Annotated in this window: 15 protein-coding genes; 5 read left to right on the top strand and 10 right to left on the bottom strand. The window is 73.7% G+C overall.

All coding sequences use genetic code 11. The features are described 5' to 3' along the window. Nucleotides 1-262 precede the first annotated feature (262 nt). The 4 genes from AB0H57_RS27680 to AB0H57_RS27665 form a co-directional block, all read right to left on the bottom strand. Nucleotides 263-3,310 (bottom strand): Rne/Rng family ribonuclease, encoded by a 3,048-nt coding sequence (locus AB0H57_RS27680; protein WP_357511392.1) that lies wholly within the window; start codon nt 3,308-3,310, stop codon nt 263-265. 134 nt (nt 3,311-3,444) lie between these two features. Further along, nucleotides 3,445-4,158 carry a TIGR03936 family radical SAM-associated protein gene (locus tag AB0H57_RS27675; protein WP_357511428.1) on the bottom strand — a complete coding sequence of 238 codons (714 nt, stop codon included), beginning with the start codon at nt 4,156-4,158 and terminating at the stop codon, nt 3,445-3,447. Between the two features lie 265 nt (nt 4,159-4,423). Beyond that, nucleotides 4,424-6,085, bottom strand: a complete 1,662-nt coding sequence (mycP, locus tag AB0H57_RS27670) for a type VII secretion-associated serine protease mycosin (RefSeq protein ID WP_357511391.1) — start codon at nt 6,083-6,085, stop codon at nt 4,424-4,426. A gap of 145 nt (nt 6,086-6,230) precedes the next feature. Beyond that, nucleotides 6,231-8,216, bottom strand: coding sequence for a TIGR03960 family B12-binding radical SAM protein (locus tag AB0H57_RS27665; protein ID WP_357511389.1), 1,986 nt, complete (start codon nt 8,214-8,216; stop codon nt 6,231-6,233). Between the two features lie 171 nt (nt 8,217-8,387). Here AB0H57_RS27665 and AB0H57_RS27660 point away from each other — a divergent pair, with 171 nt between their 5' ends. Continuing rightward, nucleotides 8,388-9,770 carry a hypothetical protein gene (locus AB0H57_RS27660; protein WP_357511387.1) on the top strand — a complete coding sequence of 461 codons (1,383 nt, stop codon included), beginning with the start codon at nt 8,388-8,390 and terminating at the stop codon, nt 9,768-9,770. Between the two features lie 211 nt (nt 9,771-9,981). Here AB0H57_RS27660 and AB0H57_RS27655 read toward each other — a convergent pair whose 3' ends face one another. Both AB0H57_RS27655 and ileS read right to left on the bottom strand, forming a co-directional pair. Further along, nucleotides 9,982-10,662: a lysophospholipid acyltransferase family protein gene (locus tag AB0H57_RS27655; protein WP_357511385.1), complete on the bottom strand. Its 681-nt coding sequence runs from the start codon at nt 10,660-10,662 to the stop codon at nt 9,982-9,984. 155 nt (nt 10,663-10,817) lie between these two features. Then, nucleotides 10,818-13,997, bottom strand: coding sequence for an isoleucine--tRNA ligase (ileS, locus tag AB0H57_RS27650; protein ID WP_357511383.1), 3,180 nt, complete (start codon nt 13,995-13,997; stop codon nt 10,818-10,820). A gap of 458 nt (nt 13,998-14,455) precedes the next feature. Between ileS and AB0H57_RS27645 the strand changes: the two genes are divergently transcribed. Further along, nucleotides 14,456-14,896, top strand: coding sequence for a carboxymuconolactone decarboxylase family protein (locus tag AB0H57_RS27645; protein WP_357511381.1), 441 nt, complete (start codon nt 14,456-14,458; stop codon nt 14,894-14,896). Next, complete coding sequence (sigJ, locus tag AB0H57_RS27640) at nt 14,893-15,777, top strand: RNA polymerase sigma factor SigJ (RefSeq protein WP_357511379.1); 885 nt, start codon at nt 14,893-14,895, stop codon at nt 15,775-15,777. Before AB0H57_RS27645 ends, sigJ begins: the two co-directional genes overlap by 4 nt. Before the next feature lie 54 nt (nt 15,778-15,831). On the opposite strand, the gene ndk is transcribed toward sigJ, so the two are convergent. After that, nucleotides 15,832-16,257, bottom strand: a complete 426-nt coding sequence (ndk, locus tag AB0H57_RS27635; protein ID WP_357511377.1) for a nucleoside-diphosphate kinase — start codon at nt 16,255-16,257, stop codon at nt 15,832-15,834. Between the two features lie 143 nt (nt 16,258-16,400). On the opposite strand from ndk, the gene AB0H57_RS27630 reads away from it, so the two are divergent. Continuing rightward, nucleotides 16,401-17,657: a VOC family protein gene (locus AB0H57_RS27630; RefSeq protein WP_357511375.1), complete on the top strand. Its 1,257-nt coding sequence runs from the start codon at nt 16,401-16,403 to the stop codon at nt 17,655-17,657. A gap of 16 nt (nt 17,658-17,673) precedes the next feature. Here the strand turns inward: AB0H57_RS27630 and AB0H57_RS27625 are convergent, their stop codons facing one another. The 3 genes from AB0H57_RS27625 to AB0H57_RS27615 are packed head-to-tail and all read right to left on the bottom strand — an operon-like array spanning nt 17,674 to nt 22,069. Then, nucleotides 17,674-18,111: a DUF4233 domain-containing protein gene (locus AB0H57_RS27625; RefSeq protein ID WP_357511373.1), complete on the bottom strand. Its 438-nt coding sequence runs from the start codon at nt 18,109-18,111 to the stop codon at nt 17,674-17,676. Next, entirely contained in the window at nt 18,108-19,442 is a 1,335-nt protein-coding gene (locus AB0H57_RS27620) for a folylpolyglutamate synthase/dihydrofolate synthase family protein (RefSeq protein WP_357511371.1), read from the bottom strand. The genes AB0H57_RS27625 and AB0H57_RS27620 overlap by 4 nt, the downstream gene beginning before the upstream one ends. After that, entirely contained in the window at nt 19,439-22,069 is a 2,631-nt protein-coding gene (locus tag AB0H57_RS27615; protein ID WP_357511369.1) for a valine--tRNA ligase, read from the bottom strand. Before AB0H57_RS27615 ends, AB0H57_RS27620 begins: the two co-directional genes overlap by 4 nt. Nucleotides 22,070-22,138: 69 nt before the next feature. On the opposite strand from AB0H57_RS27615, the gene AB0H57_RS27610 reads away from it, so the two are divergent. Then, the gene (locus AB0H57_RS27610; protein ID WP_357511367.1) at nt 22,139-22,813 is read left to right on the top strand and encodes a hypothetical protein; all 675 of its coding nucleotides are present in this window, start codon (nt 22,139-22,141) and stop codon (nt 22,811-22,813) included. The last annotated feature ends 293 nt before the right edge of the window (nt 22,814-23,106 follow it).

Below are 23,106 nucleotides of genomic sequence, written 5' to 3'. Positions count from 1 at the left end.
GACACGACCCTGGGCCGTGACGCCGGGCCGTGACGCCGGCGGCGCGGGCACGCGGGAACTCGGCACACAAAAGTGCACCGCAAGACAGCGTACGCCATCGGTGCCCCGGCACCCAAACCGGCCCACCGCCCCGACGGCGGGCGCCCTGGCCAGCGCCCGAGGAGTGCTGCCCTCGGCACACTCCACGGCAGCGCCCCGCGCGAACGCCGGGCGGGGGTCCCTCCCGATCGGGAGGGACCCCCGTCCCCGCGTGAACCGCCACTCAGGGCCGGGTACGCCGCCGCGCCCCGCCCCGGCGGGACCGGCGACGCCCGCCGGCAGACTCGGCGGCCTCGTCCTCGGCGTCGCCGAGCGCGTCCGGGTCGTCCGCCCCGGCCAGCCGGGCCGACTCGCCCTGCTGGCTGTCCACGACCGCCGGCGCGGCCGGCGTATCCGCCGCGTACCGGGACAGGTCGTAGCCCATGGTGTCGTAGTAGTCCTCGCCGGTGGCGTCGGTGGTCTCCACCACGGTGCGCTCCGGCTGCTCCGCGCCGGCCTCGGCGGCCGGCTCGGCGGCGGCCGGCTCCGCGCCTCGGTCCGCGGTCGCCGCCTTGCGGCCCCGACGGCGGGACGAGCCGGCGGCGGGCTCGATGGCGGGGGCGGCCGTGGCCACCGCCTTGACCTTCTCCCCCGCGCCACCGGACTTCTTCTCCGGCACCGGCTCGGTGTGGATGATCACGCCGCGACCCTTGCAGCACTCGCAGGTCTCGCTGAACGCCTCCAGCAGGCCGGCGCCGATCCGCTTGCGGGTCATCTGCACCAGGCCGAGCGAGGTGATCTCGGTGACCTGGTGCTTGGTCCGGTCCCGGCCGAGGCACTCGGTGAGCCGGCGCAGCACCAGTTCCCGGTTCGACTCCAGCACCATGTCGATGAAGTCGATCACCACGATGCCGCCGAGGTCGCGCAACCGCAGCTGCCGGACGATCTCCTCGGCCGCCTCCAGATTGTTGCGGGTGACCGTCTCCTCCAGGTTGCCGCCGGAGCCGGTGTACTTGCCGGTGTTGACGTCGATGACGGTCATCGCCTCGGTACGGTCGATCACCAGCGAGCCGCCGGACGGCAGGAAGACCTTACGGTCCAGCCCCTTGAGGATCTGCTCGTCGATCCGGTACTCGGCGAAGACGTCGGTGGTGCCGACGTGCCGGCGCAGCCGCTCGACCAGGTCCGGCGAGACGTGCGACAGGTACGAGTCGACCACCGAGTACGCCTCGTCGCCCTCGATCACCAGTTCCCGGAAATCCTCGTTGAAGAGGTCCCGGACCACCCGGATGACCAGGTCGGGCTCGGCGTACAGCAGCACCGGGGCACCGCCCTCGGTCGCCTTGGCCTGGATGTCCTCCCACTGGGCCTGGAGGCGCTTGACGTCGCGGGCCAGCTCGTCCTCGCTCGCCCCCTCGGCGGCGGTCCGGACGATCACCCCGGCGCCGTCCGGCACCAGCTTCTTGAGGATGTCCCGCAGCCGCTTGCGCTCGGTGTCCGGCAGCTTGCGGCTGATGCCGGAGGCGTTGCCGTTCGGCACGTAGACCAGGTGCCGCCCGGAGAGGGCGACGTGGCTGGTCAGCCGGGCGCCCTTGTGCCCGATCGGGTCCTTGGTGACCTGCACCAGCACCGAGTCGCCGGACTTCAGCGCCTGCTCGATCGAGCGCGCCCGGCCCTCCAGGCCGGTGGTGTCCCAGTTCACCTCGCCCGCGTACAGCACGGCGTTGCGGCCGCGGCCGATGTCGACGAAGGCCGCCTCCATGCTGGGCAGCACGTTCTGCACCTTGCCCAGGTAGACGTTGCCCGCCATGGTGGCCGACGAGTTGCGGGTCACGTAGTGCTCCACCAGCACACCGTCCTCCAGGACGGCGATCTGGGTCCGGTCGCCGCGCTGCCGTACGGCCATCACCCGGTCCACCGCCTCCCGGCGGGCCAGGAACTCCGACTCGCTGAGGATCGGCGGCCGGGTCCGTCGCTGCTCGCGGCCGTCCCGGCGGCGCTGGCGCTTGGCCTCCAGCCGGGTCGAGCCGGAGACCCCCTGCACCTCGTCGGCGACCTTGCGCGGCTCGCGGATCTTGACCACGGTGGGTACGCCGTCGTCGGCGCCCGCCTCGACGTCACCCGCGCCCCGGCGGCGGCGCCGACGGCGGCGGCGGGTCATCCCGTCGCCCTCGCCCTCGTCGCCCTCGTCGGTCTCCTCCGCCTCGGCGTCCTCCTCGGCCTCGGCGCGGACGCCCTCCTCGGCCTCGTCGTCGGCCTCGTCGGCCCCGCCCTTGCCTCGGCCACGACCACGCCGGCCCCGGCGCCGGCGGCGGCGGGCGCTGGCTTCGTCCTCGTCCTCGTCCTCGGTCTCCACCTCGTCGACCTGCTCGGCCGCGGCGGTGGGCTCCTCGATCTCCTCGACCTCCTCGGTCGGCTCGACCGCCTCCACCTGGTCGGTCTCCCGGCGGCCCCGACGGCGCCGCCGGGTCGGCTCGGCGGGCTCCTCGGCGGCCGGCTCAGCGGCCGGCAGGCTGACGACCTGGATCTCGTCCGGCTGCGGGGCCATGAAGAGCACGGTGGGCGCGGTGAGCGCGGCGCGGCGGCGCCGGGTACGCGGCGCCGGCTCGGCGGCCGGCTCGGCGGCGCCCGGGACGGCGGCCCCGGGGGCCACCTCCCCGGTGGGTGCCTCGGCCGCGGCGGCGACCTCACCGGTCAGACCCTCGACCGCGGGCGTGGTCCCGTCGGCGGGCTCGACCGCCTCCTCGTCGGCGGGTTCGGCCACCGCCTGGTCGGTCGGCTCGGGCTCCGTGGTCGCGGCCTCGGCGGGCGCCTCGGTGACGGACTCCACGACGGGCGTCGCCTCACCCGGCTCGGCCTCACCCGGCTCGGCGGCGGCCGGCTCGGCGGCGGCCGGGGCCGTGGCCTTCTTGCGGCGCGTCCGGGTCACCTTGACCGGCGGTACGAGCTCGGCGGAGCCCTCCTCGACGCCGGTGGCGACGACCGGCTCCTCGGCCGCCTTGGCCGGGGTGGCCTTCCGGCGGCGCCGGGTGGTCTTGGGCGGAGTCTCCAGCTCACCGGCGACCGGGGCGACGACCTCGGCCTGGTGCGACTCGTCGGTCGCGGACGCGGCGGTGCCGGGCGCCTCGGCCGGCGCCTCGGTCTGCTCCGGCTGGTTCAGCGGCGCGGCCCGGCGTCGGGTGGCCCGTCGGCGCGGCGCGGCCGGGGCGCTGTTCTCGGTGGTGCCTTCGGCGAACTCGCCGACCGGCTGTGCGCCGGTCCGTTCGCCGCCCTCGGGCTCGTTCTCGAGCATGGACGTTCTCCAGTTCTGGCCGCCCCGGGCGCGGGTGAGCGCTGCCACGCAGGGTTGCCGCAAAGGTGTTTCCGCCGGGCGCGTGCGCGACCGTCGAAGTCTGCCTGCCTAGAGCGCTGGCCGTCGGCCAGCCCTCATCCGATGGCTGCCCCGTCGCGGTCCGCTTCCAACGGATCCACGATCGCCCCATGCGCGGTCACCGTGCCCTGTGCCAGCCGGATCACCCTGGGTGGTACCGGCGGCTCCAGGTCGGCCACCGCACGGAGGCCGGATAGGACGTCATCGGGCCGTACGGACGGGGTGACCTGCCGCACGACCATTTCGAGTATCGCACATGACACCGCCGGGGCCCCGGAAGGCGGGCCCACGGCAGGCATCACATCGATGCTCGTCACGGCGGCTCGCGCGTCGAACGCGCGCCGGCCCTGCTTGGTCATCCGCTCGACGCGTACCTCGTCGGCGGCCAGAAAGGCGGAAACCGCCCGTTCCAGCACGGCCGGGTCGACCTCGGGCAGCTCGATGCGCCAGCGTGAGGCCTCGATCCGGTCGGCGAGACTGCCGCCGGTGGCGACCACCGCGTCCAGCACGTCCAGGCCCGGCGACAGCGCGGCGTCCAGGGCGGCCCGCAGCTCGCCCGGGTCGACCTCCGCACGCAGGCCGATCTCGAGGTACTCCGCCTCGCTGGCCACTCCGGTGGGGGCGGCCGAGGCGTAGGAGATCTTGGGGTGCGGGGTGAAGCCCTGGGAGAAGGCCATCGGCACGCCGGCCCGGCGTAGCGCGCGCTCGAAGGCCCGGGCGAAGTCCCGGTGTGAGGTGAACCGCAACGGCCCGCGCTTGGCGTACCGGATCCGGACGCGCTGGACGACCGGGGCCTGCCCGCCCTCGGGTTGAGGCTTTCTGGCGATCGTGAGCTCCTCGGGTGCTGGCTGCGTGTCCGCCCCATCCTGACGCAGCGTCCACCGGGGCGGCCAGCCGGGGCGGCCCGGAGCGCCCCCCGGAGGGTCGCAGACAGCTCCGGCTGCCACCGCGACCGGTTCGCCGCTTGGCGGCGGGCACGCGCCGGGCGGCGAGGTCGGTCCCCCACCCCGGGTGGCGACCGGCCGGCCGTGGCGGTCAGGGCCCGTCGCGGTCCACGGGCCGCTGGCCGGCCGGCGCCCACCCCGCTGGCGGGTGGCCCGGTGGCACCGGTGGCCGACCGGGCGGCACCGGGCCGGGCGACAGCGACACCGGCGGGCCGGCCTGGGACGGCACCGGCGGACCGGCCGGAGGCGGCGCGACGCCGGGTGGCGGGGCGTGGGCCGGGACGGGCGGGTAGCCCGGCGGCGGACCGTATCCGGGCGGGGGCGGGAAGACGGCCGGCGGGCCGGCCTGGGAGGGCACGACGCCGGGCGGCGGCCCGTACGCCGGGCCGGGCGGGTAGCCCGGCGGCGGGTAGCCCGCCGGCGGTCCGTAGCCCGGCGGCGGACCGTGCCCCGGCGGCGGACCGTAGCCCGGCGGCGGCAGGTGACCGGCCGGGACGCCGGTCCGGTCGATCAACTCGTCGAGCACCTCCCGGGTCGCCTCGCGGCGGGCCCGGCGCCGGTTCCAGAGCAGGAAGATCGCCAGCCCCAGCAGGATCACCAGCACCACGGCGAGGCCGATGCCGATGATCATGACCTGCTGGTCGGTGGGGCCGCCCCGGTCGCCGTACATGGTGACGTCGAAGTCGCCGTCGTCGTCCTCGGCGGCGCTCGGGGCGGCGCTGCCCTCGACCGCGTCGAGCAGCGGGTTGGCGGTGACCGTGGGCACGTCCGCGGTCAGCGCCGCGACCGGGTCGATCAGGCCGAAGCCGTACTGCGGGTCCCGGCCCTCCGGGCCGGCGTCCCGGGCGGTACGGATGATCCGGTTGATCACGTTCGGCGCGTCCAGCTCGGGATGCCGGGCGCGGATCAGCGCCGCCACGCCGGAGACGATCGCGCTGGCGTCGGAGGTGCCGTCGCCCCAGCCGTAGCCGTGGTCCCGCCCGGCGGTGTAGATGGCGTCGCCGGGGGCTGCCACCACCGCCTCCGGCCCCTGCACCGAGCCCGACCAGAAGCGCCCGCCCCGGGTCGTCCCGGTCACCGCGATCACGCCGGGGATGTTGGCCGGACTGTTGACGCTGACGTCACCCCGGCTCGTGTTCCCGGCGGCGGCGACCACCACCACGTCCTGGGCGAGCGCGTACCGGATCGCGCTCTCCTCCTCCGCGCCGGCCGCCCCCGCCCCGCCGTACGACAGGTTGACGACCGTGGCGCCGCGGTCGACCGCCATCCGGATGCCGGCGGCCGACGCGCGATGGCTGATGTCGTTCTTCCTGGTGCCCTTGCTGTGCCGGATCGGCAGGACGCGGGCGTCCGGGGCGACGCCCACCACCCCGCCGGGCCGCTTGCCGCGGCCCACGATGATGGCGGCCATGTGGGTGCCGTGCCCGCCCTCGTCGGCCCGCCCGTCACCCGAGAACCCGTCGCTCCGGCCCCCGGGCAGGATCCGGCCGGCGAGGTCCGGGTGGGTGGCGTCGACGCCGGTGTCCACCACGCCGACGACCACGCCCCGGCCGGTCGAGAGCTGGTGCACCCGCTCGATGCGCAACTCGTCGAGGTACCACTGCTCGTCCCGGCCGCCCGGCGTCGCCCCGGCCGGCTCGGCCACGGCCAGTACCGCGACCAGCGCGGCCAGCGCGGCCCCGGCCCGCCGGAGCCGGCCCGACGTCGCCCGCCCGCCGTCGTGCCCGGCGGCTCTCCGCCGTCCTGTCACCATGTCCAGTTCTCCCCCGTGTGCCGGACCGCCGGGGCGGTCCACCGTGGAGGCACTGTAGCGACCGCCGTCCGGGCGGTGGGGCCCCGAGGGCGCGGAGTCGACGGGGCGCCGGCGACCGTCGGTCGCCGGCGCCCCGTACCCGCCGTTACTGCTGGGCGCCGGTGGGCACCTTCATGCCGTTGACCGGGGTCAGCGGCAGCAACTTCCGGCCGGTCGGGCCGATCTGGATCTCGGTGTCCATCGACGGGCAGACGCCGCAGTCGAAGCACGGGGTCCACCGGCAGTCGTCCTGCTCGTACTCCGACAGTGAGTCCTGCCAGTCCTGCCAGAGCCAGTCCTTGTCCAGGCCCGAGTCGAGGTGGTCCCAGGGCAGGACCTCCAACTCCTCGCGCTCGCGGGTGGTGTACCAGTCGAGGTCCACCCCGAAGGAGGGCAGCACCTCGGCGGCGGCGTCCACCCAGCGCTGGTACGAGAAGTGCTCGCTCCAGCCGTCGAACCGGCCGCCGTTCTCCCAGACCCGGCGGATCACCGCGCCGACCCGGCGATCACCGCGGGACAGCAGGCCCTCGATCAGCGACGGCTCGCCGTCGTGGTAGCGGAAGCCGATCGCCCGGCCCAGTGAACGGTCGGCGTTGATGGCCTGCTTGAGCAGCTTGAGCCGGCCGTCGATGACCTCCGGCCGCGCCATCGACGCCCACTGGAACGGGGTGTGCGGCTTCGGCACGAAGCCACCGATGGAGACGGTGCAGCGGACGTCCTTGGAACCGGTGGCGGCCCGACCGGCCCGGATCACCTCGTGCGCCATGTCGGCGATCTCGAGGACGTCCTCGTCGGTCTCGGTGGGCAGGCCGCACATGAAGTAGAGCTTCACCTGCCGCCAGCCGTTGGTGTATGCGGTGACGACGGTCCGGATCAGGTCTTCCTTCGACACCATCTTGTTGATGACCTTGCGGATCCGCTCCGACCCGCCCTCCGGGGCGAAGGTCAGACCGGTACGCCGGCCGTTGCGGGACAACTCCTGCGCCAGGTCGATGTTGAACGCGTCCACCCGGGTCGACGGCAGCGACAGCGAGACGTTGGTGCCCTCGTACTGCTGGGCCAGGCCGGAGCACATGTCGCCGATCTCGGAGTGGTCGGCCGACGACAGCGACAGCAGGCCCACCTCGTGGAAGCCGGAGAACTCCAGCCCCTGCTGCACCATCTGCCCCACCGTGGTGATCGAGCGCTCCCGCACGGGGCGGGTGATCATGCCGGCCTGGCAGAACCGGCAGCCCCGGGTGCAGCCCCGGAAGATCTCCACCGCGTACCGCTCGTGCACCGTCTCGGCCAGCGGGACCAGGGGCTTCTTCGGGTACGGCCAGGCGTCCAGGTCCATCGTCGTGCGCTTGTGCACCCGGAACGGCACGTCCGGGCGGTTCGGCACGACCCGCTGGATCCGGCCGTCGGGCAGGTAGTCCACGTCGTAGAAGCGCGGCACGTAGACGCTCTCGGTGCGGGCCAGCCGCAGCAGCAGTTCGTCCCGGCCGCCGGGCGAGCCCTCCGCCTTCCACTCCCGGACGATCTGCGTGATCTCCAGCACGGCCTCCTCGCCGTCGCCCAGTACGGCGGCGTCGACGAAGTCGGCGATCGGCTCCGGGTTGAACGCGGCGTGCCCGCCGGCCACGATCACCGGGTCGGCGTCGGTGCGGTCGGCCGCCAGCAGCGGGATGCCGGCCAGGTCGATCGCGGTGAGCAGGTTGGTGTAGCCCAGCTCGGTGGAGAAGGAGACGCCAAACACGTCGAAGTCACGCACCGAGCGGTGCGCGTCGACGGTGAACTGTGGCACGCCGTGCGCGCGCATCAGCTTCTCCAGGTCCGGCCAGACCGCGTACGTCCGCTCGGCCAGCACGTCCGGCAGCTCGTTGAGGACCTCGTAGAGGATCTGCACGCCCTGGTTGGGCAGGCCCACCTCGTACGCGTCGGGATACATCAGCGCCCACCGGACGGTCGCCGCGTCCCAGTCCTTGACCACCGCGCCCAGCTCACCGCCGACGTACTGGATGGGCTTGGTCACCTGGGGCAGCAGCGGCTCCAGCCGGGGCCACACGGAGTTGGCCGCGGCGGGGCGTGGCGTCGTGGACGGGGCACTCATGGTGGCCAAGGGTACGCGCTGTTCCGCCGCCCATCACGGCGCACCGCATTGCCGCACCCGCCGGCCGACCGTTCACCGGCTCACCGGGACTGCCCGCGCGGACCAGCGGATTCGGCGGCAGTGGCGGGCCGGTACTAACCTCGCAGGCTGGCGCGAGAGGAGATTGCCGCGATGCCGGAGCCGCAGCCGGGAGCAGACCGGCCGGCCGACCAGGGTGCCCCGGCCACGGGCGGGAACCCGGATCCGGCGGTCACCGACGAGCCGCCCACCACCCCCGTACCCCCGGCCGACGCCCCCGTGTCCCCGGAGCCCGCCCCCGGGTCCCCGGACCCCGCCCCCGGGTCCCCGGCCGGCCCGGGAACGCCGGCCGGCGAGCCGGAGCCGACCCGGGCCGACCGGGCCGACGCGACGGCCGCCGCGCCCGGCGGGCCGGAGCCCACCCGGGCCGACCGGGCCGACGCGACGGCCGCCGCGCCCGGCGGGCCGGAGCCCACCCGGGTGGAGACGCATCCGCAGCCGCCCCGGTGGAGCGGTTCCGCGGTCGTGCCACCGCCGCCGCCGCGCAAGCGCGGCTGGGGTGAGTCGGCCGAACCGACCCCGGCCCCGCCGGCGGCCTCCCCCGAGACCCAGGTACCGGTGGACCCGTGGGCCGGTGCCGACACCGGCGGCTGGGAGCTGCCGTCGACCGACTTCCCAGCGCTGCCGCCGACGCTCGCCCACCCCCAGCCGCACACTCCCCCGTACCCCGCGCACCCGGTCGCCCCGGCGCCCGCGCACCCGGCGCCCGCGCCACCGCACGTGGCGCCCGCGCACGCCCACCTGGCGCCCGCGCCGCCGTCCGGCGGCTTTCCGCCGGCGGCCCCGGTGTCGCCGCCCCGGCCGGCGCCGCCACCGCCCGCGTCGCCCCGGCCGCCCAAGCAGCGCCGCCGGGCCGCCCCGCAGCCGGTCACCCCGCCACCGGGCTGGCAGGCCCCCAAGGGGTACGTCCCGGTGCCGGTCCGCCGCCGGCGGCGCTGGCCCTGGATTCTGCTGCTCAGCGTGGCCTGCTGCTGCGGGCTGCCGCTGTGGTGGGCGCAGCCGCTCTCCACCCAGTACCCGGCCAGCGCGGCCCTGCCCGACCAGGTGGCCGGCCTGCGGTTGCGGGACGATCCGGCCAGCCGGGCCGCGGTCCGCGAGCTGGAGGCCGAGGTACGCCGGTCCAGCCTGCTGACCGAGGACACCTTCGCCGGCGTCTACAGCACGCCGGAGGGCAAGCGGGTGACGGTGTTCGGTGGCACCGGCATCCGGCTCAGCCCGGAGTCGGACGCGGACGACGAAATGACCCGCCTCACCGAGCGGTACGCGCTCGCCGCCGCGGTGCCGGTGGACACCGGCGTGCGCGGCCGGCACGAGCGCTGCGCGGTGGGCCGGGACGACGGCGCGGCGGTGGTGGTCTGCACCTCGGTGGACCACGGCAGCCTGGCCACCGGCGTGTTCACCCGGCTGTCGCTAAACGACAGCGCGGCCCTGCTGGACCGGATGCGCGGGCAGATCGTGACGCCCGACGGCTCCTGACGCCCGGCCCGAGCCCGCCGATGTTCGCCCTTCGCCGGCCCAGAACGGGTGCAAGGGCGACAATCGGGGCATGGCCCGGCGGTGGCTCTTCGCCGATCAGTTGGGGCCGCACTTCCTCGACGACCGGAAGCAGCCGGTCCTGCTGATCGAGTCGAAGGCGGTCTTCCGCCGGCGTGTCTTCCACCGGCAGGCAACGACCCGCCGTGACGGCTCAGGCCGCCGGCTCCTCGCCGCGCTTCGGGGCGTAGCGGGGCACGTACTCCTGCCCGGTGATCTTCTGGATCTCGGCCATCATCTCGTCGGTCATCTCCCGCAGCGACGTGCGGTCGTCGGGCCGGCCGGTGAAGTCCAGCGGCTTGCCGAACCTGATGCTGATCTTGGCCTTGCCCGGCCGGGGCACCCGCGTGCCGATCGGCTGAGCCTTGTCGGTGCCGGTCACCCCGACCGGGATGATCGGCACACCGGCGGCCACCGCCAGCCGGGCCGCCCCGGTCCGTCCCCGGTAGAGGCGCCCGTCCGGGGAGCGGGTGCCCTCCGGGTAGACGGCCACCAGGTCGCCGGCCTTGAGCACCGGGATGGCCGCGTCGAACGCGGACAGCGCCGCCCGGCCTCCCCCGCGTTCGACCGGGATCGCCCCCAACCCGGTGAGCACGAACTTCGAGAAGCCGCCCTTGAGCCCGGTGCCCGAGAAGTACTCCGACTTCGCCCAGAAGGCCAGGTGCCGGGGGACCACGGTGCCGAGCAGCAGCTCGTCGGCGACCGAGAGGTGGTTGCTGGCGAAGATGGCGCCGCCGGTCGCCGGGATGTGCTCCAACCCCTCCACGTGCGGACGGAAGGCCAGCCGGAGCGCGGGCGCCACGGTGAGCTTGCCGATGGTGTAGAGCAGGGGCACTTGTCCTCCGGCGGTCGTACGCGAAACAGGCGGTGTCACGGTAGCGGACGCCCTCACACCGCACGGACGCGGTGGCCCGCCGGCCCGGTGCGTGGCGGTTGGGAGGAGCCCCCCTCCTGTATCGAATGCGTTAACAGGGGGCCCCTCCTCACATCTCATACCCGGCGGACGGCGACCGTCACCCGCTCGCCCTCGCCCACCTCGCCGGTGAAGCCCGCCACCTCGTCGGCGAACTCGACCGAGTCGGCGAGCACCTCCCGGGCCACGAAGGACGAGAAGCCGCTGACCGCGTCCCGCACCTCGGTCGGGGCGGCCACGGTGACCGCGATCCGGTCCGAGACGTCCAGGTCGGCGTCGCGGCGGGCCTGCTGCACCACCCGGACCACGTCCCGGGCCAGCCCCTCGGCGGCCAACTCCGGGGTGACCCGGGTGTCCAGCACGACCACGCCCTCGCCGCCGGGCAGCGGCGCGGAGTGCTCGGCGTCGGCGGCGACCAGGCGCAGCTCGTACTCGCCCTCGGCGAGGGTGACCCCGGCGGCGACCGGGGCGCCGTCGCGCAGCTCCCACTCCCCCGCCTTGACCGCCTTGATCACCTGCTGCACCGCCTTGCCGACCCGCGGGCCGAGCGCCCGGGGCACCACGGTCAGCACCTGCTGGCAGTAGTTCGCCACCTCGTCGGTGAACTCCACCGCCTTCACGTTGACCTCGTCGGCGACCAGGTCGGCGAAGGGACGCAGCTGGGCGGCGGCCGGCGAGGCCACGGTCAGCCCGGCCAGCGGCAGCCGGACCCGCAGCCCCTTCGCCTTGCGCAGCGACAGCGTCGCCGAGGCGACCGCCCGCACGTTGTCCATCGCGGCGACCAGGTCGTGGTCGGCCGGGAACTCGTCCGCCGACGGCCAGTCGGTCAGGTGCACCGACCGCTCGCCGGTGAGGCCGCGCCAGATCTCCTCCGCGGTCAGCGGCGCCAGCGGCGCCACCACCCGGCAGAGCGTCTCCAGCACCGTCCACAGCGTGTCGAACGCCTCCGCGTCGCCGGCCCAGAACCGGTCCCGCGAGCGACGCACGTACCAGTTGGTCAGCGCGTCCAGGTAGGACCGGACGGACCCGCACGCACCGGAGATGTCGTACGCGTCCATCTGCGCGCCGACCGTCGCCACCAGCTCGTTCGTCTTCGCCAGCACGTACCGGTCGAGCAGGTGGGTGCTGTCGACCCGCCGCCGGGCGGTGTACCCGTCGGCGTTGGCGTAGAGCGAGAAGAAGTACCAGACGTTCCACAGCGGCAGCAGCACCTGCCGCACCGCGTCCCGGATGCCCGCCTCGCTGACCGCCATGTCCCCGCCGCGCAGCACCGGCGAGGACATCAGCATCCAGCGCATCGCGTCCGAGCCGTACGAGTCGAAGACGTGGTACACGTCCGGGTAGTTGCGCAGGCTCTTGGACATCTTGCGCCCGTCCGAGCCGAGCAGGATGCCGTGGCTGAGGCAGTTGCGGAACGCCGGCCGGTCGAACAGCGCGGTGGCCAGCACGTGCATGGTGTAGAACCAGCCGCGCGTCTGCCCGATGTACTCGACGATGAAGTCACCCGGGTAGTGGTGCTCGAACCAGTCGCGGTTCTCGAACGGGTAGTGCACCTGGGCGAACGGCATCGAGCCGGACTCGAACCAGCAGTCCAGCACCTCCGGCACCCGGCGCATCATCGAGCGCCCCGTCGGGTCGTCCGGGTTGGGACGGACCAGGTCGTCCACCGCCGGCCGGTGCAGGTCGGTCAGGCGTACGCCGAAGTCCCGCTCGATCTGCTCCAGCGAGCCGTACACGTCGACCCGGGGGTAGGTCGGGTCGTCGGAGCGCCACACCGGGATCGGCGAGCCCCAGAACCGGTTCCGGCTGATCGACCAGTCCCGGGCGTTGGCCAGCCACTTGCCGAACGAGCCGTCCTTGATGTGCCCCGGGGTCCAGTTGATCTGCTGGTTCAGCTCGACCATCCGGTCCTTGAACTGCGTCACCGCGACGAACCACGACGACACCGCCTTGTAGACCAGCGGGGTGTCGCAGCGCCAGCAGTGCGGGTACGAGTGGGTGTAGGTGTCCTGCTTGAGCACCACCCCCCGCTCCTTCAGCTCCCGGATCACCGGCTTGTTGACGTCGAAGACCTGCTCACCGGCGTACGGCGGGACCAGCGCGGTGAACCGGGTGTGGTCGTCCACGGTGACGATGGTCGGGATGCCGGCCGCGTTGCAGACGTTCTGGTCGTCCTCACCGAACGCCGGGGCCAGGTGGACGATCCCGGTGCCGTCCTCGGTGGTGACGAACTCCGCGCCGAGCACCTGGTAGGCGTTCTCCCCGGCCTGCTCGACCAGGAAGTCGAACAGCGGCGTGTACCGGCGCCCGACCAGGTCCCGGCCGTACACCGTGCCGACCTGCTCGTACCCCTCCAGCTCCTTGGCGTACGCCCCGAGCCGGGCCGCGCCGACCACGTGGCGTCGGCCGTCGCGCTCCAGCACCGCGTACTCGATGTCCGGGCCGACGGCGAGCGCCAGGTTCGACGGCAGCGTCCACGGCGTGGTGGTCCAGACGCCCAGCTTGACCGGCCCGCGGACCAGTTCCGGCGCGGACTCGTCGCCGGTCAGCTCGAACCACACCGTCAGCGTCGGGTCGTGCCGGTCCCGGTAGACGTCGTCCATCCGGGTCTCGGTGTTCGACAGCGGGGTCTCGCACCGCCAGCAGTACGCCAGCACCCGGAAGCCCTCGTAGACCAGGCCCTTGTCGTGCAGGGTCTTGAAGGCCCACATGACGCTTTCCATGTAGTCCAGGTCGAGCGTCTTGTAGTCGTTGGCGAAGTCGACCCAGCGGGCCTGCCGGGTGACGTACCGCTCCCAGTCCTGGGTGAACTCCAGCACACTGCTGCGGCAGGCCTCGTTGAACCGGGCCACGCCCAGGTCGAGGATCTCCGCCTTGCTGGTGATGCCGAGCTGCTTCTCGGCCACCACCTCGGCCGGCAGCCCGTGACAGTCCCAGCCGAACCGCCGCTCGACGTGCCTGCCGCGCATGGTCTGGTAGCGCGGCACCACATCCTTGACGTACCCGGTGAACAGGTGGCCGTAGTGCGGCAGGCCGTTGGCGAACGGCGGGCCGTCGTAGAAGACGTACTCGTTGCCGGCGTCGCCATCGGCGGAGTCCGTGCTCTCCGGTTGCCGACCGGAGGTCGGCCTGGCCTCGACGCTGGCCTCGAAGGTCTTGTCGGCCGTCCAGTGCTCCAGCACCCGCCGCTCGACCGCGGGCAGGTCCGGGCTCGCCGGGACGCCGGCGGCGGTCGGGTCGTGCAACGGATAGGCCATCGCGGGTCGCTCTCCTCAGCAGCTCACTGTCCTGTGGTCTGCGAGGACGAGCCGTGACCGGTACGCCGTGACCGGCGCCCCGGGCAGGCCCGCGGTACCACCCCGCTTGGCGGTCAAGGTGCGACCGCCCGCTCGTTGGCCGGCTGTGACGGGCCAGTCCCGTCCGGTTCTACTGAGCCGGTCACCCGGCCGTTCTTCCGGAGGCTCGCCGGTGATGGCCGGGTCGTCGCCTGTGTGCCGTCCAGCGTACTCGACCCCCACCCCGCCCGCCTCCGAGTATCCGGGGAGGTAAGGCGGGGGCCCTTCTTATCGCATTCGGGAAAGGAAGGGAGCCCTCCGGGACCCCTCCTGACAGCCGATCGGCGGGTCGGGGCATGACCACCGTCACAGCCCGCGCCGTCACACCGGCCCGGCCGGGATCCGTCGTTCGGGCGTACCCACGACACGAGGAGGCGGCGATGAGCCGGATCAACCTGGCAGCGGTGGCGCCGGAGGCGTACGCCGCGGTGCGCGGGCTGGAGACCTACATCCGGGGCAACCTGGACCACACCGTGCTGGAACTGGTGAAGCTGCGGGCGTCGATGCTCAACGGCTGCGCGTTCTGCGTGGACATGCACAGCCGGGAGGCGCTGGGCGCCGGGGAGGACAGCCGGCGGCTCTTCGCCGTGGCGGCCTGGCGGGAGGCCCCGTTCTTCGACGAGCGGGAGCGGACCGCGCTGGCCCTGACCGACGCGGTCACCCGGCTGGGCGAGCACGGCGTGTCCGACGAGGTGTGGGACGCCGCGGCGAAGGTCTGGTCGGAGAAGGAGCTCGCCGACCTCGTGGTCGCGATCGCCACAATCAACGTGTGGAACCGGATCGTGATCAGCAGCCGGACCGAGCCACCCCTCGAGGTGTGACCACCGCCGAGGCGGCGGAGGCGGCCGGTGCGCTCACCGCGCACCGGCCGATGCTGCTCGGGTTGGCGTACCGGCTGCTGGGCAGCCTGCACGACGCCGAGGACGTGCTCCAGGAGGCGTACCTGCGGTGGCTCGACGTCGACCGGGGGGCGGTCGCCGAGCCGCGTCGCTACCTGTCCCGGGTGGTGACCCGGCTGGCGCTGGACCGGCTGCGCGCCCGGCAGGCCACCCGGGAGACGTACGTCGGCCCGTGGCTGCCCGAGCCGGTGCCCACCGACCCGTCGCCGTTCGGGCCGCTGGAGACCGCCGAGCTGCGGGAGACGGTCTCCACCGCCCTGCTGCACCTGCTGGAACGGCTCACCCCGCCGGAACGGGCGGTGTACGTGCTGCACACCGCCTTCGCCCTGCCGTACGCGGAGATCGGCGACATCCTGGACCGGTCGGCGGCGGACTGCCGCCAGCTGCACCACCGCGCGGCGGCCCGGCTCGGCGCGGAGCGGCGGCGCTTCACCGCGGGTCCGGCCGAGCAGCGACGGCTGCTCGACGCCTTTCTCGCCGCCGCGCGCGACGGTGACCTGGCCCGGCTGACCGACCTGGTCGCGGCCGACGCCACCGCCTGGTCCGACGGCGGCGGACGGATCCGCGCGGCCCGCAAGCCGGTGCACGGCGCGGACCGGATCGCCCGCTTCTTCGCCGGGATCTACGGCCGCCGCCGCCCCGGGGTACGGGCCACGCCCGTTGAACTCAACGGCGCGCCCGCACTGCTGCTGAGCTGGCCGACCGGTGCCCGCTACACCCTCGGTGTCGCCGCCACCGGTGGCCGGATCACCGACCTCTACCTGGTCGGCAACCCCGACAAGCTGACCCGGGTCGGCGGCTGAGCACACCGACGGCCCCGGTCCCACGCGGGGAAACCGGGGCCGTCGGGGAAGAAGTCAGCCCAGCTCGGGGAACCAGAGGGCGATCTCCCGCTTGGCGCTGTCCAGCGAGTCGGAGGCGTGCACCAGGTTTTCCCGGTTCGACAGGGACAGGTCGCCCCGGATGGTGCCGGCGGCGGCCTTGCGCCCGTCGGTGCTGCCGATCATGCCGCGGACGACCTCAATGACCTCGTCACCGGCGAGCACCAGGGCCACCAGCGGGCCGCCCGTCATGAACGCCTTCAGCGGCGGATAGAACGGCTTCTCGACGTGCTCCGCGTAGTGCTCGTCGGCGAACTCGCCGGTCAGCGTCCGGACCTCCAAGGCGTCGATCCGCAGGCCCTTGCGCTCGAACCGGGCGAGGATCTCCCCCACCAGGCCGCGGCGGACCGCGTCCGGCTTGATCAGTACGAGGGTTCGCTCATCCGGGCTGCTGCTGGACACGCTGGGTTCCTCCTGTGCGCGGAAGCCGGTCTGGCTGGGTACCGTCAGCGTAGCGACCCGGCCCCGGCGTCGGCGCGGCGGCTGCGCCTTCCCTAGCGTTGCCGCTCCGGCCTAGCCTGGCCTTGACCCCAGGGAGGTCCACTGTGGCGAATGGCGGGAGCCGGTCCATCGCGCCGGTACGCAAGCTGATCGGCGCGGTGCTGGGCACCGTGGCGACCTTCGTGGTGCTGTTCGGGCTGGGGATGACCAGCTGGGCGATCGTCGCGCTCGGGGCGGCCCTGCTGGTGCTGGCCATCGCGCTGGCCACGGTGCGGGGCGGCGGGCGGACGTGGGTGGTCGGCGTCGGGCATGTGCACAGTGCCTCCGAGCCGCCCACCCAGTACGCCTTCGGCCGGTGCGAGCTCCAACTGGTGATCGACGCCCCCGGCCTGCCACCCCGGTCCAAGAAGATCATCGAGCCGCGGGTGCCGGTGGCGAAGTGGCCCTCGCTCGGCCAGGCGCTGCCGATCCGGGTGGCCCTGGACGACCCGCGCCACGTCCGGGTCCTCTGGGACGAGGTGCCCACCCACGCCGAGAGCACCGCCGCGGCAGACCTTCCCGCCGACTTCGTGGCCACCGAGCCGGTGGACGAGGTGCTGATCACGCAGGAGGCCCCGCCGTGGGCCGGCCGTGGGCCGGAGGACGACTTCCGCGACGACTACCCGCCGGCCCCGGACCCGCTGGTGGAGGAGGTCACCCTGCGGCCCGAGGAGCGCGAGCCGGTGGTGGTGCACCAGCGTCCGGGCGGACCCGTGGTGCTGGAGGGCTTCCTCGTCGAGCCGCCGCCCGCCGGCCCGCTGCCCAAACGGGCCCCGTCGCCGCGCCCGCCCGCCGAGGAGGGGTTCGACACGGTGCCGGTCGACCCGATCGACGTCCCGCTGGACGAGCCGGCGGCCGGGCCGCCGACGCCCGACCCGGAGGAGTTCGACGAGGCGGTCTTCGGCGGGTACGACCCGGCCGGCGAGCCGGTGGAGGCGGCTGCCCCGATCAACGGGGTCGGCATCACCCTGCTCGTGGCCGAGCTGGACCGGTCCGTGGAGTTCTATCGGGACGTGCTGGGCTTCGCGGAGTTCGACCGGGGGGCCGGCAACGCCGTGCTGGTCTCCGGCCCCACCCGGCTGGTGCTGCGCCAGGTCAGCGGCGCGGCGCCGATCAGCCGCCGGCTGGTCCACGTCAACCTGGACGTCGCCGACATCCAGGGCGCGTACGAGCGGCTGCGCGACGCCGGCGTGCGCTTCACGTACGCGCCGCGGGTGGTCAACCGGGGCGCGAAGATGGAGGCATGGGCGGCGGCGTTCCGCGACCCGGACGGCCACGGCGTCGCCCTGACCGAGTGGCGCGCCCTCACCGCCGACGCCTGACCTGTTACCGAGACGCTCAGCCGAGGATCACCCGGCGCACGTGCAGGGCGTACCCCCACACCAGCGCGAAGATGACCCCGAGCACGAGCAGCGACCAGTGCAGCAGCCCGCAGAGCATCAGCACGCCCTGCACGGCGGTGCCGGCCGGCCACGCCCACCGCCGCTTCATCTGGCCGGCCAGCAGCACGCACACCACGGCCAGCGCCACGATCGCCGCGATGGCCGGGCCGCCCAGGTCCCCGCCGACCACCCGGATCGGCTGGATGGCGAGCAGCAGCACCAGCGCCTCCAGCGCGAGCGTGCCCGCACCGAGGCCGCGTACGGCCCGGTCCGGGTCGCGCAGCCCCGACCGCCGCGCCCCGCCCGGATCGCCGGTCCCCGGCGCCGAACCGCCGGCCGGGCCGTCGGCCGGGCGGTTCCCGGCGCCGGGACGTCCGGCTCCCGGGTCGGTCATCGCTTGAGCAGCCGGCGGGCGTCGGCCACGGTCACCACCGATCCGGTGATCAGTACGCCGACCCCGGCCAGCTCGCCCGGCACCTCCGACTCGGCCTCCGAGACGGCGGCCTCGATGGCGTCCGGCATCTCCTCGGCGATCTGCACCCGCTCCGCCCCGAAGACCTCCCGGGCCAGCGCGGCCAACTCGTCGACGGGCATCGCCCGGGGCGAGGTGTTGCGGGTGACCACCAGCGAGTCCAGCACCGGTTCCAGCAACTCCAGCAGGCTGGCGGCGTCCTTGTCGCCGAGCACGGCGAGCACGCCGACCAGCTTGCTGAACGCGAACTCCTCCTGCAGGGCGGTCACCGTGGCGGCCATCCCGTGCGGGTTGTGCGCGCCGTCGAGCAGGACGGTCGGCGCGCTCCGTACCTTCTCCAGCCGGCCCGGCGAACTGGTCGCCGAGAAGCCCTCCCGGACGGCTTCGATGTCGAGCTGACGCTTCGCGCCCGCGCCGAGGAACGCCTCCACCGCGGCGAGCGCCACGGCCGCGTTCTGCGCCTGGTGGGCGCCGTGCAGCGGTACGAAGATCTCCTCGTACACCCCGCCGAGGCCCTGGATGGTGAGCACCTGGCCGCCGACGGCCACCGCCCGGCGCAGCACGCCGAACTCGGCGCCCTCCCGGGCGATGGTGGCGCCCACCTCGGCGCAGCGTTCCACGATCGGCCGGGCGGCCTCCTCCTCCTGGGCCGCCGCGATCACGGTGGCCCCCTTGTGGATGATGCCCGCCTTGTGCAGCGCGATGTCCTCGAGCGTGTCGCCGAGCCACTCGGTGTGGTCGAGCCCGATCGGGGTGAGCACCGCCACCCCGGCCTGGATCACGTTGGTGGCGTCCTCCGCCCCACCGAGACCGACCTCGACCACGGCCACGTCCACCGGCGCGTCGGCGAACGTGGCGAACGCCAGCGCGGTGGTCAGGTCGAAGTAGGTCAGCGGCTCGGCGGAGCGCTGGTCGACCAGCTCGGCCAGCGGCGCGATCTCCCGGTACGTGGCCACGAACCGCTCCTCGCTCACCGGGTCGCCGTCCAGGCTGATCCGCTCCCGGACGGTCTCCAGGTGCGGGCTGGTGTAGCGGCCGGTGTGCAGCCCGAACGCCCGCAACAGCGAGTCGATCATCCGGGCCGTGGAGGTCTTGCCGTTGGTCCCGGTCAGGTGGATCGACGGGTACGCCCGTTGCGGGCTGCCGAGCAGGTCGAGCAGGGACTCGATCTTCTCCAGCTCGAAGCGCATCCGGGTGAAGCCGCGCGCGTTGAGCGCGGCCTCCACCTCGGTGAATTCGGTACGGTCGGTCACGATGCGAGCGCCCCCAGGGCGGCGTCGATCCGGACCAGGTCCGCCTCGGCCACCGCCAGCCGTTCGCGGATCTTGGCAACCACGTGCTCCGGGGCCTTGCCGACGAACGCCGGGTTGTCCAGCTTCGCCCGCGCCTGCGCGGCCTCCTTCTCGGCGGCCGCCCGGTCCTTGGTGAGCCGGGCCCGTTCGGCGGCCACGTCGATGGTGCCCCGGGTGTCCAGCGCGACGCTGACCTCGCCCGGCATGGCGAGGGTGGCGCCGGCCTGGAAGTCGTCGCCAGCGGCGTCGAGGCGGGCCAGCGAACGGATCAGCGGCTCGTGTGCGGCGATGCCGGCCACGGCCAGGCCGTCCAGCCGGGCGGCCACCCGCTGGGTGGGCCGCAGCCCCTGGTCGGACCGGAACCGCCGGATCTCGGTGACCACCCGCGCGAGGGTGCCGACCTCGCCCTCCGCGGCGTCGTCGACGAGGGTACGGTCGGCGACCGGCCAGGCCGCTGTCATGGCCGTCTCGCCCCCGGTCAACGCCGTCCACAGCTCGTCGGTGACGAACGGGATCACCGGGTGCAGCAGCCGCAGCAGCTGGTCCAGCACGTGACCGAGCACCCGCCGGGTGGCGTCGGCGGCCGGGCCGCCCTCGGCCAGCACCGGCTTGCTCAGCTCCACGTACCAGTCGCAGACGTCGTCCCAGGCGAAGTGGTACAGCAGGTCGCAGACCTTCGCGAACTCGTACGCCTCGAACTGCTCGTCCACCTCGGCGGTGACGTGTGCCAGCCGGGACAGGATCCACCGGTCGACGGTCGACAGCTCGGCCGCCTCCGGCAGCGGGCCGTCGGTGTGCGCGCCGTTGAGCAGCGCGAACCGGGTCGCGTTCCAGAGCTTGTTGCAGAAGTTGCGGGAGCCCTGGCACCACTCCTCGCTGACCGGCACGTCCTGACCGGGGTTGGCGCCGCGGGCCAGCGTGAACCGGGTGGCGTCGGCGCCGAACCGGTCGATCCAGTCCAGCGGGTCGACCACGTTGCCGAACGACTTCGACATTTTCTTGCCGTGCTCGTCGCGGACCATGCCGTGCAGGGCGACCACGTCGAACGGCTGCACGCCGTCCATCGCGTACAGGCCGAACATCATCATCCGGGCGACCCAGAAGAACAGGATGTCGTAGCCGGTCACCAGGACGCTGGTCGGGTAGAACTTCGCCAGGTCGGGGGTCCGCTCCGGCCAGCCCAGGGTGGAGAACGGCCAGAGACCGCTGGAGAACCAGGTGTCCAGCACGTCCTCGTCCTGCCGCCAGCCCTGGCCGTCACCGGAGCTGCTCGGCGGTTCCTCATCAGGTCCGACGCAGACGATCTCGCCGTCCGGGCCGTACCAGACGGGGATGCGGTGGCCCCACCAGAGCTGCCGGGAGATGCACCAGTCGTGCATGTTGTCGACCCAGGCGAAGTACCGCTTGGCCAGCTCCGCCGGCTCGATCTTCACCCGGCCGTCGCGCACCGCGTCACCGGCAGCCTTGGCCAGCGGGCCGGTGTTGACGAACCACTGCAACGACAGCCGGGGCTCGACCGTGGTCTTGCACCGCGAGCAGTGCCCGACCGAGTGCTTGTACGGCCGCTTCTCGGCCACGATCCGGCCCTGCTCGCGCAGCGCGGCCACGATCGCCGGGCGGGCCTCGTACCGGTCCAGGCCCTCGAACGGGCCCGGCGCGGTGATCACGCCGCGCTCGTCCATGATCGTGAGCGACGGCAGGTCGTGCCGCTGCCCGATCTCGAAGTCGTTCGCATCGTGCGCCGGGGTCACCTTGACCATGCCGGTGCCGAAGCTCGGGTCGACGTGCGCGTCCCCGACGATCGGGATCCGCCGGTCGGTGAGCGGCACCGCCACCTCCGTGCCGATCAGGTGCCGGTACCGCTCGTCGTCCGGGTGCACGGCCACGGCGGTGTCGCCGAGCATGGTCTCGGCCCGGGTGGTGGCCACCACCACGTCGTCGCTGTACCGGATGGAGACCAGCTCGCCGTCGTCCTCGGTGTGCTCCACCTCGATGTCCGACAGCGCGGTCAGGCAGCGCGGGCACCAGTTGATGATGCGGTTCGCCCGGTAGATCAGCCCGTCGTCGAAGAGCTTCTTGAACATCGTCTGCACGGCCCGGGACAGGCCCTCGTCCATGGTGAAACGCTCGCGATCCCAGTCGACCGCGTCCCCGAGGCGGCGCATCTGGCCGAGGATCGCCCCGCCGGACTCGGCCTTCCACTGCCAGACCCGCTCGACGAACTTCTCCCGGCCCAGGTCGTGCCGGGACAGCCCCTCGCCGGCGAGCTGCCGCTCGACCAGGTTCTGGGTGGCGATGCCGGCGTGGTCCATGCCGGGCAGCCAGAGCGCCTCGAAGCCCTGCATCTTCTTACGCCGGGTCAGTGCGTCCATCAGGGTGTGCTCGAACGCGTGCCCCATGTGCAGGGAGCCGGTGACGTTCGGCGGCGGGATGACGATGGTGAAGGGGGGCTTGTCGCTCTGCGCCGACGCCCGGAAGTGGCCGGCGGCTACCCACTGCTCGTACCGTCGCTGCTCTACCTCGCCGGGCTGGTACTGGCCGGCGAGGGTCGGGGCGTCGGGGCGTCGGGCATCCAGTCTCTCGGTCACGCTCAAAGTCTACGGAGCGCTTCGGCGGACCCGACGTGCGCCATCGGTTGTTCGCGTACGGTGGCGAACATGTCCGACGCGCATCTCACCGAGCGTCCGGTCGACGGGGGTCCCGAGCCGGTCGACCTGACCGACGAGCCGATCCGGCTGAGCAACCACGACCCGGACGAGGCGACCGATCGCCCCCGCTCGCGGGGTCGCCGGGTGGCCCTGGGCGTCGCCGCGGCCGTCGTCGTCGCCGGGGTGGTGGCGTCGGGCGTCGCCGGCTGGCGGGTCTTCCAGCAGAAGGACACCCGGGTGGAGACGCCGGCGCAGCTGGCCGGGCTCCAGCGGGACGACAGCGAGCCGGCCCGCAGCACCGCCGACTACCTGCGCAGCGGGTTCGCCGCCGACATCGAGCTGGACCGCAGCTTCGGCTCGGTCTACCGCGACCCGGCCGACCAGCGGCGCTCGGTGCTCGTCTTCGGCGGCACCACCCTGCTCTGGCAGCCGGAGCGTGACCTGGACAGCCTCTTCCGCCTGATGGCGGACGAGCCCGGCCGGGTGACCGGGTTGCGCAAGGTCGACGCCGGACGGCTCGGCGGGGTGATGAAGTGCGGCACCACCAGCGGCGACGGCGGCGACTTCGCGGTCTGCGGCTGGGCCGACCACGGCAGCGCCGTGATGGCCATGTTTCCGGACCGCGGCGTGGACGCCGCCGGGCCGCTGTTCCGCCAGATGCGCGAGGGCATGCAGACCCGCTGACGCCGGGCTTTCCCCACGTACGCCGTCGCGGCGATGCCGCCCCTTGCGGATGTGGCAGCAACTTCGGGGCGGTTGCTGCCTTGCCGGACGGGCGCCTGGAGTTGCCGTCACAGTCGACCGGCTGCGCCGGGCGGACGCCCAGCGGGTCTGCGCCGGGAATGCATTCAGGGCCACCCCCGTGTTGGGGGTGGCCCTGAATGGAATGTTTGTCCGGCGGTGTCCTACTCTCCCACACCCTCCCGAGTGCAGTACCATCGGCGCTGGAGGGCTTAGCTTCCGGGTTCGGAATGTAA

The sequence above is a fragment of the Micromonospora sp. NPDC050686 genome, from assembly GCF_040654475.1.
Taxonomy (GTDB): Bacteria; Actinomycetota; Actinomycetes; order Mycobacteriales; family Micromonosporaceae; genus Micromonospora.
The sequence above is the reverse complement of the archived record's forward strand: the minus strand, read 5'-3'. Positions and strand labels throughout refer to the sequence as shown.